This window comes from Streptomyces sp. NPDC096152 (assembly GCF_044763235.1).
Lineage (GTDB): Bacteria > Actinomycetota > Actinomycetes > Streptomycetales > Streptomycetaceae > Streptomyces.
The window spans coordinates 688862-705509 of sequence record NZ_JBIWFW010000004.1; the positions used below are offsets into that span (position 1 = coordinate 688862).

Consider the following 16648-nt stretch of genomic DNA (forward strand, 5'->3'; position numbering starts at 1 on the left):
CCCGCCCCTTCGCGCGGCGGCCGCCGGGCGCCCCCGGAAGGCGAAGGGCCGCGCCCCCGGTGCCCGGGGACGCGGCCCGACCGCGTGGCGTGATCCCTTACTTGCGGATCAGGCTGCGCAGCACGTACTGCATGATGCCGCCGTTGCGGTAGTAGTCCGCCTCACCGGGGGTGTCGATGCGGACGACCGCGTCGAACTGGACGCCGGTGTCGGTGGTGACCTTCACCGTGCGCGGGGTGGTGCCCTCGTTGAGCTCGGTGACGCCGGAGATGGAGAAGGTCTCCTCGCCGGTCAGGCCGAGGGACTCGGCGGTCTGCCCCTCCGGGAACTGCAGCGGCAGGACGCCCATGCCGATGAGGTTCGAGCGGTGGATGCGCTCGTAGGACTCGGCGACGACGGCCTTCACGCCGAGCAGCGCGGTGCCCTTGGCCGCCCAGTCGCGGGACGAGCCGGAGCCGTACTCCTTGCCGGCCAGGACGACCAGCGGGATGCCCTGCTCGATGTAGTTGCGCGAGGCGTCGTAGATGAAGGAGACCGGGCCGTCCTCCTGCGTGAAGTCACGCGTGTAGCCGCCCTCGGTGCCCGGCGCGATCTGGTTGCGCAGGCGGATGTTGGCGAACGTACCGCGGATCATGACCTCGTGGTTGCCGCGGCGCGAGCCGTAGCTGTTGAAGTCGCGGCGCTCCACGCCGTGCTCCGTGAGGTACTGGCCCGCGGGGGTGTCGGCCTTGATGGCGCCGGCCGGGGAGATGTGGTCGGTGGTGACCGAGTCGCCCAGCTTGGCGAGCACCCGGGCGCCCGCGATGTCCTCGACCGGGGCCGGGTCCATCGTCATGCCCTCGAAGTACGGGGGCTTGCGGACGTACGTCGACTCCGCGTCCCACTCGAAGGTGTTGCCGGTCGGGATCGGCAGCGACTGCCACTGCGCGTCGCCCGCGAAGACGTCCCGGTAGGACGTGGCGAACATGTCCTGCCCGATCGCGGAGGCGACGACCTCGTTGACCTCCTGCTCGGACGGCCAGATGTCCTGAAGGTAGACCGGCTTGCCCTCGGCGTCGGTGCCGATCGGGTCCTTGGTGATGTCCACCTTCATGGAGCCGGCGATGGCGTAGGCGACGACCAGCGGCGGGGACGCCAGGTAGTTCATCTTGACGTCGGGGTTGATCCGGCCCTCGAAGTTGCGGTTGCCGGAGAGCACCGAGACGACGGCGAGGTCGTTGTCGTTGACGGCCTTGGAGACCTCCTCCGGCAGCGGGCCGGAGTTGCCGATGCAGGTGGTGCAGCCGTAGCCGACCAGGTTGAAGCCCAGCTTGTCCAGGTACGGGGTGAGGCCGGCCCGGTCGTAGTAGTCCATGACGACCTTGGAGCCCGGGGCCAGGGTGGTCTTGACCCACGGCTTGCGGGTCAGGCCCTTCTCCACGGCCTTCTTGGCGACCAGGGCGGCGCCGACCATGACGTACGGGTTCGAGGTGTTGGTGCAGGAGGTGATGGCGGCGACGGTGACGGCGCCGTGGTCCAGGTCGTACTCCGTGCCGTCGGGGGCGGCGACGGTCACCGGGTTCGACGGGCCGGGGCCGGGGACGACGGCGGAGTGCCGCGGGGCGCCCGCGCCGTTCTCCGTGTGGCCGTAGGCCGGGGCGTCGCTGGCCGGGAAGGACTCGGCGGACGCCTCGTCGACCGGGGACTCCACGCCCTCCGCGGCGCGCTCGCCGGCCTGGACGTAGTTGAGCACGTCGCTGGTGAACTGCTCGGCGGCCTGGGACAGGACGATGCGGTCCTGCGGGCGCTTGGGGCCGGCGATGGACGGCACGACCGTGGACAGGTCCAGCTCGAGCTTCTCGGAGAAGTCCGGCTCGGCGTGCGGGTCCAGCCAGAGGCCCTGCTGCTTGGCGTAGGCCTCGACCAGGGCGACCTGCTGGTCGGAGCGGCCGGTCAGGCGCAGGTAGTTGAGGGTCTCGTCGTCGATCGGGAAGATCGCGGCGGTGGAACCGAACTCCGGCGACATGTTGCCGATGGTGGCGCGGTTGGCGAGGCTCGTCGCGGCGACGCCCTCGCCGTAGAACTCGACGAACTTGCCGACGACACCGTGCTTGCGGAGCATCTCGGTGATGGTCAGCACCAGGTCGGTGGCGGTGGTGCCGGCGGGCAGCTCGCCGGTGAGCTTGAAGCCGACGACGCGCGGGATCAGCATGGAGACCGGCTGGCCGAGCATGGCGGCCTCGGCCTCGATGCCGCCGACGCCCCAGCCGAGGACGCCGAGGCCGTTGACCATGGTGGTGTGCGAGTCGGTGCCGACCAGGGTGTCGGGGTAGGCCTTGCCGTCGCGGACCATGACGACACGGGCCAGGTGCTCGATGTTCACCTGGTGGACGATGCCGGTGCCCGGCGGGACGACCTTGAACTCGTCGAACGCGGTCTGGCCCCAGCGCAGGAACTGGTAGCGCTCCTTGTTGCGGCCGTACTCCAGCTCGACGTTCTGCTTGAAGGCTTCGTGGGTGCCGAACTTGTCGGCGATGACGGAGTGGTCGATGACCAGCTCGGCCGGGGCCAGCGGGTTGATCTTGGCGGCGTCACCGCCCAGCTCCTTCACAGCCTCACGCATGGTCGCGAGGTCCACGACGCACGGGACGCCGGTGAAGTCCTGCATGATCACGCGGGCCGGCGTGAACTGGATCTCCTGCGACGGCTGGGCCTGGGAGTCCCAGTCGCCGAGGGCACGGATGTGGTCGGCGGTGATGTTCGCGCCGTCCTCGGTGCGCAGCAGGTTCTCCAGCAGGACCTTCAGGCTGTAAGGCAGTCGGGCCGAGCCCTCGACCTTGTCAAGCCGGAAGATCTCGTACGACTCGTCGCCCACCTGCAGCGTGCTGCGGGCGTCGAAGCTGTTCGCCGACACGACAGTCTCCTTCATTGATGTGCGCGTACCACCACGATCCTGCCGCCACGGCATCTCGGCCAATCCGCTAAGGTAAGCCTTAGTTAGGCAAGCCTTACCAAGGTGGCGGCTGCGGTGCGCCTTGGCAGATATCTCGATGTCGAGATAACTCTAGTACATGGGCGCCGGATGGTCATGCCCGGCCTCGCGCCGCCGCGCCTGAGCACGCGCACACCCACACCGTTCGCGCCCCTCGCGGATCGGCGCCGGACCGCCGGCCCGGGCGTTCTCGCGTGTGCCGCACGGGAGTTGTGCCATGAGCAGGCTGGACGGGGGTATGCGGGGTGAGCCGGGGCAAGCCGGCACCACTTGAAATCGCCCGCTGTGCACGACTTCAGAACGGAGACACTCATGGGGCTCACCTTCCGCAAGAGCTTCCGGATCCTTCCGGGGGTGCGGCTGAACATCAACAAGCGGTCCTGGTCCATCACGACCGGCGGGAAGAACGGGCCGAAGCACACGCACAGCAGCACCGGACGTCGTACGACATCGATGGATTTGCCGGGACCTTTCGGGTGGCGCAGCACCCATTCCGCCAAGCGTCACTGACGGCGCCTCACCCGTCTGGCCCCCCACAAGAGGTGCCATCTCATATCTGAGATAACCTCAGCCTCATGGCAGACGACTACCTCGTACGTATCGGCAAGCTCATCCGTGACGCCCGGCAACACCGGGGCTGGACACAGGCGCAGCTCGCCGAGGCACTGGGCACCAGCCAGAGCGCCGTCAACCGCATCGAGCGCGGCAATCAGAACATCAGCCTTGAGATGATCGCCCGGATAGGTGAGGCTCTCGACAGCGAGATCGTGTCGCTGGGCTACGCGGGCCCGATGCATCTGCGCGTGGTCGGCGGCCGGCGGCTGTCCGGTGCCATCGACGTGAAGACGAGCAAGAACGCGTGCGTGGCACTGCTGTGCGCCTCACTGCTGAACAGGGGGCGCACGGTGCTGCGCCGCGTGGCGCGGATCGAGGAGGTGTACCGCCTCCTGGAGGTGCTGGGCTCGATCGGCGTCCGCACCCGCTGGATCAACGACGGCACCGACCTGGAGATCGTGCCGCCGGCCGAGCTCGACATGGCCGCCATCGACGCCGAGGCCGCCGTCCGCACGCGGTCCATCATCATGTTCCTCGGGCCGCTGCTGCACCGCATGGACCGCTTCATGCTGCCGTACGCGGGCGGTTGCGACCTGGGGACGCGGACCATCGAGCCGCACATGATCGCGCTGCGCCGGTTCGGGCTGGACGTGGCGGCCACCGAGGGCCAGTACCACGCCGTGGTGGACCGCTCCGTCCGCCCGGACCGGCCGATCGTGCTGACCGAGCGCGGCGACACCGTGACCGAGAACGCTCTGCTCGCGGCCGCCCGCCACCACGGCGTCACCGTCATCCGCAACGCGTCCTCCAACTACATGGTCCAGGACCTCTGTTTCTTCCTGGAGGCGCTCGGCGTCCGCGTCGAGGGCATCGGCACCACCACCCTCACCGTGCACGGCGTGCCGACCATAGACGTCGACGTGGACTACTCCCCCTCCGAGGACCCGGTGGAGGCGATGAGCCTGCTGGCCGCCGCCGTCGTCACCGAGTCGGAGCTGACGGTGCGCCGGGTGCCGATCGAGTTCCTGGAGATCGAGCTGGCGGTCCTGGAGGAGATGGGCCTCGACCACGACCGCAGCCCGGAGTACGTCGCCGACAACGGCCGCACCAGGCTGGTGGACCTCACCGTCCGGCCCTCCAAGCTGGAGGCGCCCATCGACAAGATCCACCCCATGCCGTTCCCCGGCCTGAACATCGACAACGTCCCCTTCTTCGCGGCCATCGCGGCCGTCGCGCAGGGCAAGACGCTGATCCACGACTGGGTCTACGACAACCGCGCCATCTACCTGACGGACCTCAACCGCCTGGGTGGGCGCCTGCAGTTGCTCGACCCGCACCGCGTCCTGGTCGAGGGCCCCACCCGCTGGCGCGCCGCCGAGATGATGTGCCCCCCGGCCCTGCGCCCCGCCGTGGTCGTCCTGCTGGCGATGATGGCGGCGGAGGGCACGTCGGTCCTGCGCAACGTGTACGTCATCAACCGCGGCTACGAGGACCTGGCCGAGCGCCTGAACTCGATCGGGGCGCAGATCGAGATCTTCCGGGACATCTGAGGGGCCGCGGGCCGCGGGGGAACGCGGCGACGCGCTGTGCCCGGCCTGGGAGCAGGTCGGGCACAGCGCGTCGTGATGCCGGCGGGGCGAACCCCGTTCACCCGGGGGTTCAGCCCCAGATGTCGTACTGCTGGAATCCGGTGCCGACCGAGATCCTGGTGGCGAAGATGGAGCTGGACGCCTGGCCGGTGCCCTTGTACAGGTAGAGCGTGCCGCCCTTGGTGCGGGTCAGGAAGTCGGCCTTGCCGTCGCCGGTGATGTCGCCCACGGCGTCGAAGGCGTTGTAGTCGCTGGTCCAGGTGCGGACGTGGAGCCGGGTGGAGAACGCCCCGGAGCCGGCGGTGCCGGTGCCGCGGTAGAGGTAGACGTAGCCGGTGCTCTTGTTGCGGGCGATCAGGTCGGCCTTGCCGTCGCCGTTGAAGTCGCCGTGCCCGCGCAGGGAGTTGTACTGGCCCCAGCCGGAGCCGACCTTGACGCGCGTGGCGAAGGAGCCGTTGCCCTGGCCGGGGTAGATCCACAGGTAGCCGGCGGAGTCGACCGACAGCAGGTCGGGCAGGTAGTCGCCGGTGACGTCGCCGGGGGCGACGGTGAACTTGCGGGTGCTCCAGTCGCTGAAGATCTGCTTCGTGCCCCAGCTCTGGGTGGCCGGGATGTAGTGCAGCCAGAAGACCGCCCCGTCGCTGCTGCGGCGCAGCACGAAGTCCTGGTAGCCGTCCCGGTCCAGGTCCGTCTGCAGGATCGTGTTGTAGCCCTTGAAGCTGCCCCAGGACTGGCGGGTGGCGAACGAGGTGCCCGTGGAGTCCTTCTCGTAGCCCGTGTACGTGGAGCTGTTGCGCACGAACAGGTCGGCCTTGTGGTCACCGCTGAGGTTGGTGTCGTCGATGCGCGGGTAGGCCGCGCCGACGTACGTCCGCACCTTGGTGAAGACGCTGTACGCGCCCTCGGCCACGCAGTCCTTCACACCCCAGGAGACGATGCCGACGACGCGGCCGCCCACGATCAGCGGACCGCCGGAGTCGCCGTTGCAGGCCGAGGTGGTCCCCGAGTCGCTGCCGGTCGCCGGCTGGCCGGCGCAGACCATGTGCCCCTGGACGAAGTCGCTGCCGTAGTAGCCCGCGCACGTGGTGTCGGACTGGATGGGCAGCGTCGCCGTCTTCAGGGTCTGCGAGATGTCGTTGCTGGTGGAGCTGGTGCGGCCCCAGCCGTAGAGCTTGGCGCTGGTCCCGGCCGCGTACGACGCCGTGTCGGTCGACGTCGCCATGCGGATCGGCGTGGCGCTGATCGGGTTCGGCAGCGTCAGGACGGCGATGTCGTTGTCGATGGTGGTCGCGCTGTACGACGGGTGGTTCCACTGCCGCCAGACGCCCGAGACCGTGCCGCCGTGCAGGTCGGTGTTGTCGGAGCTGTCGGTGGTGGGCAGTTGGTCGGTGCCCGTGAGGATGGCGCCGCTCGCGTGCCAGTCGTAGCCCTTGACGCAGTGCGCGGCGGTGAGGATCTTCGTGGGCGCCACGACGGTGCCGCCGCAGAAGAAGCCGACGTCGTCACCGGTGTCGCTGGTGCCCTTGTCGTCGTAGTACCACAGCTGGGCCATCCACGGCGCCGAGGTGATGCTCGTCGTGGTGCCGCCGATGATCATCGGGCTGGTCGTCGAGGTGGACGAGGACCCGGACGAGGTGGAGGACGTGGACGACGTGCCCGATCCGCCCGACTTCGTGTCCTTGGTCTTCGACGCCTTCTTGAAGTCCTTGTCGGTGGCCAGCGCGCCCGAGATGCGGTCCGTCAGCTCGGTGAGCGACGCGGAGCTGGTGCTCGGCTTGACGGTGGGCGAGGCCGAGGCCGTGGCGGCGCCCGCGGAGGCGGTCAGCAGCGCGGCGGTGACGGCCACGGCGGCGCCCGCGGCGGCGACGGGCAGGACGATGCGTATCCGGCGTCTGTGACGGCCTCTGCCGGACAGGGGTGTGGTCAAGGAAGTCCCCCCATGAGACGTGACCTGGAAGGGCGCAGAGTGCGCCCTCCCTGTCTGCGCCAAAGGGCTGTCTCCTGTTACTCGAGTGACAGGGGACGGTCTGCGGGACGGCCCTTCGTGTCCTCCGCGCCTGTCACCGACCGGGAGCCGCAGCCGGCCGAGGGGCTGGTGCGGAGGGCAACCGGCCGTCGAGGCACGCGGCATGGGCCAGATCGCGGTACCGGCCGGGCGGCAGGCCCGTCGCGGTGCGGAAGGCGCGGCTGAACTCGGACGGGCCGGGGTAGCCCCATCGCGCCCCGATGGCCCGCACGGGCAGGTGGCGCATGCCCGGATCGCTCAGGTCGCGTCGGCACCGGTCCATCCGCCGGTCCCGGACGTAGGCAGCCGCCGAGGTCCCGTGCTCCTGGAAGATCCGGTGCAGGTAGCGCGGCGAGATCTGGTGGGCCCAGGCGATCGCGGCGGGTGTCAGCTCCGGGTGGTGCAGGTGCTGCTCGACGAAGGTCGTGACGCGCAGGAACAGCACCTCGCGCGGTGAGCGGGACGGCGCGCCGGCGTGCTCGTCGCCCAGGTGGTGGGCCAGCAGGGCGACCGCCAGGTCGATCGCGGTGGAACCCAGCCGGGCAAGGTCCTGCGGGCCGCACCGGGGCCGTTCGGCCGCCAGGTCGGTCAGGAACCTGCTCATGACGCGTCCGATGCCCTGGCGTCCGGGCAGCGGGACCGCCAGCAGCCGGGCGAGGTCGGATTCCGCCAGGGGCACCAGCCGCCGCGGGAACTGCAGGAGCAGCGACTCCGAGCCGGAGTCATCGGTCTCATCGGGCTCGACCCGCGCGTCGAAGGCACGGGAGGTGTCGTAGAAGACCATGTCGCCCGGGTGCAGCAGGGCGCGGTTGCCCGCCTGTTCCAGGCGCTGGCGCCCGCTGAGGATGACGGCCACCTGGTAGTGCTCCGGGTCCGAGCGCCGGATGAGTCCGGGCGTCCGCAGGGACCGCAACGGACCGTAGGACATGACGCTGAGGCGGCCGGCGCCCAGTGCCGTCGTGTGCAGGCGCGCCCGGAACCGCGCCACGTCCAGCAGCCTGCAGTCCGTGGTGACCAGCGCGCGGGCGGTGGTGTCCATCCATGCCGCGGCACGGTCGCGTTCGGGTAAGGCGGCGGTGTCGAAGAGCAATTCCACGAGAAAGCCCCCGTTTGTGGTGAATCGGTCCGGATGCATTCTGCTCGGGCGCCCGCGCCGGGCGACAGTGCGCTCCACGCCAACAACTGTGCGCGGGCGGCCAACGACACCCGGCTCCGGCGCCGGGAGCATCGTGCGTACCGGATCGGTGCTGTGCGCCCTCCGGCGAAGTACGTGAAGTGCAATGCGCACGAAGTGCATGAGTCTGGAAAAGGAGCGCGTGAAATGTCCTCGTCCTTGCTGCGCCGGTCGGCACTGCTCGCCGGCGGTCTCGCGGTCACCGTGACGCCGCTGCTGGCGTCGTCACAGGTCTCGGCCGCACCCGCGGCCGGCGGCCCCACCGGCAAGTCGGTATCCGCCTCCGGCTGGTGTCACTACGCCAAGCCGTGGGGCGGCACGTTCTACTGCAAGAGCGACGTCAAGATCAAGCTGCCGAACGGGTACTGGCAGGCCTTCGTCATCGGCACGAACAAGGGCGCCTACACCCAGTGGAGTTCGCGCTCGGGGCTGAGCGGCTGGAAGCACCTGGACAACGGCTACTGCACCAAGCCCGGGCACCACTCGATGGACGTCTGGGACACCCGCGGCTGGTCGTTCAACGTCACCTGCATCGGCCTCAACGGCAAGCGCTACTACGACCACCGGTACGCCAACGGTCACTGGAGCGGCTGGATCACCAAGCGCATTCGCTGACCGGGGCGGCGAGTTCGTGCCCTGCGGCTTCGGGGAAGCCGCAGGGCACGGTCGTGTGCCCGCGGCTCGGCCGAGGGGATGGAAGCGCGCCCCGGGCGAAAGGCCCGGGGAGGTGGTGTGGGGGGGGAGGTGGGTTCCTCTGCGTCCTCTGGGGCATCAGCGTCCTCTGGGGCGCGGTGTGACGTCTGGCCGGGTCTGTGCGCTTGATCAGATACCGCCCCAGAAGGGTGGTGCGTACACGGAACTGACGTGGGGTGGGCTGTGGGTCGCCGGAGAAGGCGTGTGTGGCGGGGAGCCGGACTGACGGGGAGCGTGTGGCTGACCGGCGGGGTGGTCCTGGCGAGCGGGGCGGGGGCCGTCACGTACGCCGTCGCGTCTCCGGTGGCTCCGGCGCAGGCGGCGCCCGCGGGCGGACCCGCGGTGCGGGCCGGGCAGTCGAAGGGGCGGGCCGCTCAGACCGCGCCTGCCCCGCCGGGGCGCAGCGCGGAGACCGTGCCTGCCCCGCCGGGGCGGGCACGCCCGCACCCCGCTCCACCCACCTCCGACTACAACCGCGACGGCGTCCCCGACCTCGCCGCCGGTACTCCCCGGGCCGGCTCGGTGACGGTGGTCCCGGGCGGCGCGGACGGCCCGGCGGCGAGGTCCGGGAGGACGCTCACCCAGAACAGCCCGGGCGTCCCCGGCTCGAGCGAGCCCGGTGACGGCTTCGGCGCCGCCACCGCCTGGGGCGACGTGAACGGCGACGGCTACGCAGACCTCGCGATCGGCGCCCCCGGCAAGGACGGCACGAGCGGGCACGCCGACCGCGGCGCGGTCACCGTGCTGTACGGCCCGGGGCTCGACAGCGGCTTCTCGTACAGCACCCCGGGGGCGGCCGGGGCGAGGCTCGGCTCGGCGGTCGCGGTCGGCGACTTCGACGGCGACGGCAAGGCCGACGTGTTCTCGGCCGGCACCGGCCGCGGCGGCAGCTGGAACGTCCGCCTGACCGGCGGCGCCACCACCTCCGGCACCCTCACCGGCGCCACCGGCCCGGTCGCTCGTCCGGACGCGGTGAGCGGCGACTTCGACCGGGACGGCTACGCCGACGTCGCCCTCACCTACCTCGACGCGGGCGGTGTGGGGCGCGTCGTCCGGTTCGCGGGCTCGGCCACCGGCCTGACCGAGGCGGGGACCCTCGCCGTCAAGGGCGGCCGGTCGCTCGCCGCGGGTGACATCAGCGGCGACGGCTACGACGACATCGTCGTCGGCCAGCCATATGCCTCCGAGTCCGGCGGTGCGCCCGGCGGCCAGGTCTCCGTGCTGCTCGGCACCGCGCACGGCCTCACCACGGACGGCCTGAAGGTCATCCGCCAGGACGGTGTCGGTGTGGCCGGAGCCGACCGGCCGGGTGTCGCCTTCGGCGCCTCGGTCGCCGTCGGCGACGTCGACGCCGACGGTCACGCGGACGTGCTCGTCGGCGCGCCCGGAGAGGCCTTCACCCGCGACGGAGTCCGCCGCGCCGGCGCCGGTCAGGCCACCCTTCTGCGGGGCACCGCGACCGGTCCGACGGTCTCGGGCTCTTTCACCCTCTGCCAGGACACCCCCGGCGTCCTGGACTCGACCGAGAGGGGCGACAGGTTCGGCTCCGCCGTGGCCCTCGCGGACCTGTCCGGCACCGGACGCGCCGGCCTCGTCCTGGGCGCGGAGGGCGAGGACTCGGGCGACGGCCTGCTCCTGTTCGTCCCCGTGGAGCGCACCGGTTTCGGCCTCGCCCGGACCGTAGCCCTGCGCGCGACCGCCCTGGGGACACCCCCCGGAGCCCGTCTCGGGCAGACGCTGGCGCCGTGACCCCGGCAGGATCCGACTGAGGGGCCCCGGCGCGTCAGCCGTTCGTCAGCGTCACGTCCTGCCGGCTCACCGCGTGGAAGCGGGGGAGCAGAAGCAGGCCGCTCGGGGCGAGTTCGGTGACGGTCGCCTCGACGCGGGCGGGGCCGGCCCGGAGCTCCTCGGCGGAGGGCAGCCCGGTGTTCACCCAGCGGTGCTCGGCGCCGTCGCACACGGCGCGGGTACCGCCGATGCCCTGCTGGGTGGTGGAGGAGCCCTGGCCGACGGAGGAGCTGACGAAGGCGACGCCCATGGCTCCGGTGCAGCGGTAGGTGCCGGAAAGCATGACGGTGCCGTCCGCCGCCAGACGGCCCGCCGGGTCGACGGTCACGGTCTCGGACGGGTCCGCGGTCGCGGGGGCGGCGGGCGCGGCGAGCAGCAGCGCGGCGGCGACCGCGCCGAGGGCGCCGAGGCAGGGACGGCGTACGGGCATGGAAGGACCTCCCGGAGGTGACTGGAACGGAGGCTTCCACTGGTACCCGGCGCCCACACCGGCGGCCGTGATCCTCACCCCTTCGGTGGCGCGTCCGCCCCGGTCCCGCCCCGAACGTCGGTGAACGGTCCTTGCCGTGTCCGCGTGTTGTCACGCTTCGCGGCGGCCCGTTCCGCCTGGCCCGGGACGGGCGCATGGTCGGAGGTACGGGCGGTCGTACCGGCCGTCCGGCCGATCTGGAGGTGCGCCATGTGTTCCCACCGGTTCTCGTGCCCCGCCGCCGACTCCGGCGCCCCGCACATCGTCGCCGCCCACCCCGAGCAGGGCTGGAGCCTGCGGTGCGACGGCGCGATCGTCTTCGACGACACCGGTGAGCTGCTGCCCGACGGCAGGGTGGTCGCGCCGCACCGGGGGCCCGCGCAGCGACTCGCCATGGCCGCCTGACCCGCCCGACCCGCCCGACCGCTGCCGCCGGTCACTACTCCGTCCTCGCGACGAACTCCCGTAGTACGGAGGCGAGTCGTTCCGGCCGGTCCTCGGCGATCAGCGTCCGGCTGTCGTCGATCTCCACCAGACGCCCCCGCGGGAGGAGTGTCGCCGCCCGTGTCCTCGTACTCGACGGTCCCCGCCGAGAGCCGGATCTCGGGCATGACGGCATGTTAGACCCTGGGCCCGTACGCCGGACTGCCGTTGTCCGCCCGACCCGGAGGGTCAGGGCAGCACCGCGAAGCCGTCGAGTTCCACCATCGCCTGCTCGTCCCACAGGCGCACGACCTCCACGACGGCCATGGCGGGATACTCGCGGCCCGCCAGGTCGCGCCAGATCGCGCCCAGTTCGGGGGCGTGCACGCGGTAGGCGGCGACGTCGGTGGCGTAGACGGTGACGCGGGCGAGGTCGACGGGGGTGCCGCCCGCCGACCGCAGCGCGGTGAGGAGGTTGGCGAGGGCCCGCCGGAACTGCTCCGGCAGCGTCTCGCCGGTGACCTTGCCGTCGGTGTCGAGGGCGGTCTGGCCGGCCAGGAACACCAGGCGGGAGCCCGAGGCGACGACGGCGTGCGAGAAGCCGGTGGGCGGGGACAGCTCGGGCGGGTTCACACGTTCGGCGGTCACTGGCCGTCCTCCTGGGTCGCGTACAGCTCCTTGGCGATGATGCCGCGCTGCACCTCGCTCGCGCCCTCGTAGATGCGGGGCGCGCGCACCTCGCGGTAGAGGTGTTCGAGCAGGTGGCCGCGGCGCAGGGCGCGCGCGCCGTGCAACTGGACGGCGGCGTCGACGACGTACTGCGCGGTCTCGGTGGCGAGCAGCTTGGCCATCGCCGCGCGCCGGGGGACGTCAGGGTCGCCTTCGTCGTACGCCGTCGCCGCCGCGTAGACCATCAGGCGGGCGGCCTCGGTGCGCAGCGCCATCTCGGCGACCTGGTGGGCGACGGCCTGAAGGTCCTTCAGGCGGCCGCCGAAGGCGTCCCGTCCGGCGGTGTGGGCGACGGTCGCGTCCAGCGCCGCCTGGGCCATGCCGACCGCGAAGGCGCCGACGCTGGGGCGGAAGAGGTTGAGGGTGCCCATCGCGACCCGGAAGCCGCGGTCGGTCTCGCCCAGCACGTCGTCCGCCGTGACGGGCACGCCGTCGAAGCGGAGGGCGCCGATGGGGTGCGGGGAGAGCATCTCCAGGGCACTGCCGGTGAGGCCGGGGCGGTCGGCGGGGACCAGGAAGGCGGTCACGCCGCGGGCCCCGGCGCCGGGTGTGGTGCGGGCGAAGACGGTGTAGAGGTCGGCCTCGGGGGCGTTGGAGATCCAGCACTTCTCGCCGGTGAGCCGCCAGCGGGAGGGGCCGTCCGGCCGGGCGGTGAGGGAGAGCGCCGCCGCGTCCGAGCCCGCCCCCGGCTCGCTGAGCGCGAACGCCGCCACCGCGCTGCCCTCGCTCACGAGGGGCAACCACCTCTCCCGCTGGGCGGGGGTGCCGTGGGCGTGCACCGGGTGGGCGCCGAGGCCCTGGAGGGCGAGGGCGGTCTCGGCCTCGGTGCAGGCGCGGGCGAGGGACTCCCGCATCAGGCACAGGTCCAGGGCGCCGGAGGCGAACAGGCGCTCCAGCAGCCCGAGCCGGCCGAGTTCGGCGACGAGCGGGCGGTTGACGCGTCCGGGTTCGCCCTTCTCGGCGAGCGGGCGCAGCCGGTCGGCGGCCAGGGCGCGCAACTCGGCGCACCAGGCGGTTCGTTCCGGTCCGAGCGCGAAGGCGGGCATGGCCGGTCCTCTCTCCCCGAAGGCCCCCGTGAGGTGCCCGTGAGCGGTTCACGGGCGCCCGGCGGGAACGCGGCTCCCCTGACGTTATCGCGCACCATTGACTGTCGTCACCAACACGATACGCTCCGGGTGCGAGCCCACCACGACGCCCGCCAGGGCGGCCCACCACGGCAAGGGGGCGACCCGCCATGGACCCCAGCAGGGACGGCACCGGCCCGACGACCTCGGCCCACGTCGACACCTTCGCGCGCGACCACCTCCCGCCCCCCGACCAGTGGCCCGAGCTCCACTTCGACCTGCCGGAGCTGCGCTACCCCACCCGGCTGAACTGCGCCGCCGAGCTGATGGACCACGCCGATCCGGGGCGCCCGGCGTTCCACTTCGCCTCCGGGGAGAGCTGGACCTACGGCGAGCTGCGCACCCGCGTCGACCGGATCGCGCACCTCCTCACCGGCGACCTCGGCGTGGTCCCCGGCAACCGCGTCCTGCTGCGCGGGCCCACCGGCCCGTGGCTGGCCGCCTGCTGGCTGGCCGTGCTGAAGGCGGGCGCGGTGGCCGTCACCGTGCTGGCCCAGCAGCGGGCGCACGAGCTGAGCACGATGTGCGAGATCGCCCGGATCAGGCACGCGCTGTGCGACGTCCGGGCCGTGGACGACCTCGCCAAGGCGGAGGTGCCGGGGCTCGCGATCACGACGTTCGGCGGGGACGCCCCGGACGACCTGCTGAACCGCCCGGCGCCCGAGGAGCCGTATCCGGCGGTGGACACCGCGGCCGACGACGTGGCCCTGATCGCCTTCACCTCGGGCACCACCGGCCGGCCCAAGGGCTGTATGCACTTCCACCGGGACGTGCTGGCCATCGCGGACACCTTCGGGCGGCATGTGCTGCGGGCCCGGCCGGACGACGTCTTCGCGGGCAGTCCCCCACTGGGCTTCACCTTCGGCCTCGGCGGGCTGGTGGTCTTCCCGATGCGGGCCGGCGCCAGCACCGTGCTGCTCGAACAGGCCGGCGCCCGGCAGCTGCTGCCCGCGATCACGCGGCACCGGATCTCGGTGCTGTTCACCGCGCCGACGGCGTACCGCGCGATGCTCGACGAGCTCGACGACCACGACATCTCCTCGCTCCGGCGCTGCGTCTCGGCCGGCGAGAACCTGCCCGCGGCCACCTGGCACGCCTGGCACGAGCGCACCGGAGTGCGCATCGTCAACGGCATCGGCGCCACCGAGCTGCTGCACATCTTCATCTCCGCCGCCGACGAGGACATCCGCCCGGGCACCACCGGAGTGCCGGTGCCCGGCTGGCGCGCGCGGGTGCAGGACGAGCACGGCGTCGTGCTGCCCGACGGGCAGCCCGGCCTGCTCGCCGTGCAGGGTCCCGTCGGCTGCCGCTACCTCGCCGACCCGCGGCAGCACGACTACGTGCGCGGCGGCTGGAACATCACCGGCGACAGCTACGTCCGCGAGCCCGACGGCTACTTCCGCTACGTCGCCCGCGCGGACGACATGATCATCTCCTCGGGGTACAACATCGCCGGACCCGAGGTCGAGGACGCGCTGCTGCGCCACCCCGACGTGCTGGAGGCGGCCGTCGTCGGGCGGCCCGACGAGGCGCGCGGCCAGATCGTGGTGGCCTACACCGTCCTGAAGGAGGGCGCCGCGCCGGACGCGGAGGCGCTGCGCGCGTATCTCAAGTCGGCGCTGGCGCCGTACAAGTGCCCGCGCGAGATCGTCTTCATGGACGCGCTGCCGCGCACGGCCACCGGCAAGCTCCAGCGGTTCCGGCTGCGTACCGAGGGCGGGCCGGTGGCACCGACGACCTAACATGATCAACGTGTCCGAGCAGCACGTACAGCACGCCCCGAGGTCCCTCATCGTCACGTTCTACGGCGCCTACGGCCGCTTCGCTCCGGGGCCGGTACCCGTCGCGGAGCTGATCCGGCTGCTGGCCGCGGTCGGGGTGGACGCGCCCTCCGTGCGCTCCTCGGTGTCGCGGCTGAAGCGGCGCGGGCTGCTGGTGCCGGCCCGTACGGCGCAGGGCGCGGCCGGATACGAACTGTCCGCCGAGGCAAGGCAGTTGCTCGACGACGGCGACCGCCGCATCTACACCGCGGCACCGCCCGGGGACGAGGGCTGGGTGCTCGCCGTCTTCTCCGTGCCGGAGTCGGAGCGGCAGAAGCGGCACGTGCTGCGCTCCCGGCTGGCCGGGCTCGGCTTCGGCACGGCGGCGCCCGGCGTGTGGATCGCCCCGGCCGGGCTGTACGAGGAGACCCGGCACACCCTCCAGCGGCTGGGCCTGGACCCGTACGTGGACTTCTTCCGCGGCGAGCACCTGGGCTACACGCCGACCGCCGAGGCGGTGGCCCGCTGGTGGGACCTGCCCGCGATCGCCGCGCAGCACGAGGCCTTCCTCGACTCCCACGCGCGCGTGCTGCGCGCCTGGGAGAAGCGCCCCGGCACCCCGCCCGAGGACGCCTACCGGGACTACCTGCTCGCCCTGGACTCCTGGCGTCATCTGCCCTACGCCGATCCCGGCCTGCCCGCGCGCCTGCTGCCCGGGGACTGGCCTGGCGCCCGCTCGGCGGCGGTCTTCCGCGGGCTGCACGAGCGGCTGCGGGACGCGGGGGCGGAGTTCGTCGGGGTGTGAAGAGGCCCGCCCCGCGGTGTGGAGACCTGCCCCGCGGTGTGCGGGGCCCGCCCCGCGGTGTGCGGGGCTCTCCGGATGCCCTCAGAAACGGCGCAGGCGGGCCGCCACGCCGTGTCCGACCGCCAGGTAGATCACCGCGGGCAGGCCGTAGTTCAGGACCACCCGGAGGTTCTCCGTGTCCATCGTGAAGATGTCCTGCGACCACCAGGCCAGGGCATCGGCGATGTCCTGGACGAACCGGACGAACACGTTCCCCTGATTGGCCTCGAAGAGGTACAGGACGATCCACAGCGCCAGGAACGCCGCCGCGACGTCGGCGACCGTGTGGACGACCAGCGCGGTGCGCCGGGTGCCGGAACCGTCCCCGCGGCGCTGCCGGCCGGTACCGGCCGACTGGTACGCGGGCTGGTACGCGGGCTCCGCGTACTGCGGTTCCGGGGCCGCGGGCGGGCCGTAGCCGTATCCGGGGGGCTCGGGGAAGGGCCTGGTGTCACTCATCGCAGTCTCGGTCTCTTTTCGGTCATTCACATCGACCAACCGAACCTAGCCAGCCGACCCTGAAC

The 16648-nt window shown here is 72.1% G+C and carries 14 protein-coding genes; 7 read left to right on the forward strand and 7 right to left on the reverse strand.

Features of this window, described 5'->3' with window-relative positions; all coding sequences use genetic code 11:
• Positions 1 to 97: 97 nt before the first annotated feature.
• Positions 98 to 2893 (reverse strand): aconitate hydratase, encoded by a 2796-nt coding sequence (locus tag ACIQ9G_RS17550; protein WP_403609910.1) that lies wholly within the window; start codon positions 2891 to 2893, stop codon positions 98 to 100.
• Positions 2894 to 3283: 390 nt separating this feature from the next.
• Here ACIQ9G_RS17550 and ACIQ9G_RS17555 point away from each other — a divergent pair, with 390 nt between their 5' ends.
• Together ACIQ9G_RS17555 and ACIQ9G_RS17560 are read left to right on the forward strand one after the other, a co-directional pair.
• Positions 3284 to 3481: a DUF4236 domain-containing protein gene (locus ACIQ9G_RS17555; protein ID WP_356184207.1), complete on the forward strand. Its 198-nt coding sequence runs from the start codon at positions 3284 to 3286 to the stop codon at positions 3479 to 3481.
• Positions 3482 to 3546: 65 nt separating this feature from the next.
• A complete protein-coding gene (locus ACIQ9G_RS17560; protein WP_403609912.1) occupies positions 3547 to 5076 on the forward strand; it encodes a helix-turn-helix domain-containing protein in 1530 nt (509 codons plus the stop codon).
• 109 nt (positions 5077 to 5185) lie between these two features.
• Here the strand turns inward: ACIQ9G_RS17560 and ACIQ9G_RS17565 are convergent, their stop codons facing one another.
• Together ACIQ9G_RS17565 and ACIQ9G_RS17570 are read right to left on the reverse strand one after the other, a co-directional pair.
• The gene (locus ACIQ9G_RS17565) at positions 5186 to 7042 is read right to left on the reverse strand and encodes a trypsin-like serine protease (protein ID WP_403609915.1); all 1857 of its coding nucleotides are present in this window, start codon (positions 7040 to 7042) and stop codon (positions 5186 to 5188) included.
• 133 nt (positions 7043 to 7175) lie between these two features.
• A complete protein-coding gene (locus ACIQ9G_RS17570; protein ID WP_403609917.1) occupies positions 7176 to 8216 on the reverse strand; it encodes a helix-turn-helix domain-containing protein in 1041 nt (346 codons plus the stop codon).
• Between the two features lie 225 nt (positions 8217 to 8441).
• On the opposite strand from ACIQ9G_RS17570, the gene ACIQ9G_RS17575 reads away from it, so the two are divergent.
• Positions 8442 to 8909, forward strand: a complete 468-nt coding sequence (locus ACIQ9G_RS17575; RefSeq protein ID WP_403609920.1) for a hypothetical protein — start codon at positions 8442 to 8444, stop codon at positions 8907 to 8909.
• A 282-nt stretch (positions 8910 to 9191) separates the two neighbouring features.
• The gene (locus tag ACIQ9G_RS17580) at positions 9192 to 10736 is read left to right on the forward strand and encodes an FG-GAP-like repeat-containing protein (RefSeq protein ID WP_403609922.1); all 1545 of its coding nucleotides are present in this window, start codon (positions 9192 to 9194) and stop codon (positions 10734 to 10736) included.
• Positions 10737 to 10770: 34 nt separating this feature from the next.
• Here ACIQ9G_RS17580 and ACIQ9G_RS17585 read toward each other — a convergent pair whose 3' ends face one another.
• The gene (locus ACIQ9G_RS17585; protein ID WP_403609924.1) at positions 10771 to 11205 is read right to left on the reverse strand and encodes a DUF6299 family protein; all 435 of its coding nucleotides are present in this window, start codon (positions 11203 to 11205) and stop codon (positions 10771 to 10773) included.
• A gap of 249 nt (positions 11206 to 11454) precedes the next feature.
• On the opposite strand from ACIQ9G_RS17585, the gene ACIQ9G_RS17590 reads away from it, so the two are divergent.
• Positions 11455 to 11649, forward strand: coding sequence for a DUF5999 family protein (locus ACIQ9G_RS17590; RefSeq protein WP_403609927.1), 195 nt, complete (start codon positions 11455 to 11457; stop codon positions 11647 to 11649).
• Positions 11650 to 11916: 267 nt separating this feature from the next.
• Here the strand turns inward: ACIQ9G_RS17590 and ACIQ9G_RS17595 are convergent, their stop codons facing one another.
• Together ACIQ9G_RS17595 and ACIQ9G_RS17600 are read right to left on the reverse strand one after the other, a co-directional pair.
• Positions 11917 to 12315 carry a RidA family protein gene (locus ACIQ9G_RS17595; protein ID WP_403609930.1) on the reverse strand — a complete coding sequence of 133 codons (399 nt, stop codon included), beginning with the start codon at positions 12313 to 12315 and terminating at the stop codon, positions 11917 to 11919.
• Complete coding sequence (locus ACIQ9G_RS17600; protein ID WP_403609933.1) at positions 12312 to 13442, reverse strand: acyl-CoA dehydrogenase family protein; 1131 nt, start codon at positions 13440 to 13442, stop codon at positions 12312 to 12314. Before ACIQ9G_RS17600 ends, ACIQ9G_RS17595 begins: the two co-directional genes overlap by 4 nt.
• Positions 13443 to 13630: 188 nt before the next feature.
• Here ACIQ9G_RS17600 and ACIQ9G_RS17605 point away from each other — a divergent pair, with 188 nt between their 5' ends.
• Both ACIQ9G_RS17605 and ACIQ9G_RS17610 read left to right on the forward strand, forming a co-directional pair.
• A complete protein-coding gene (locus ACIQ9G_RS17605; protein WP_403609936.1) occupies positions 13631 to 15262 on the forward strand; it encodes an AMP-binding protein in 1632 nt (543 codons plus the stop codon).
• 1 nt (position 15263) lies between these two features.
• Positions 15264 to 16085, forward strand: coding sequence for a PaaX family transcriptional regulator C-terminal domain-containing protein (locus ACIQ9G_RS17610; protein WP_403609938.1), 822 nt, complete (start codon positions 15264 to 15266; stop codon positions 16083 to 16085).
• Positions 16086 to 16166: 81 nt separating this feature from the next.
• Here ACIQ9G_RS17610 and ACIQ9G_RS17615 read toward each other — a convergent pair whose 3' ends face one another.
• Positions 16167 to 16583, reverse strand: a complete 417-nt coding sequence (locus ACIQ9G_RS17615; RefSeq protein ID WP_403609941.1) for a hypothetical protein — start codon at positions 16581 to 16583, stop codon at positions 16167 to 16169.
• Between the last annotated feature and the right edge of the window lie 65 nt (positions 16584 to 16648).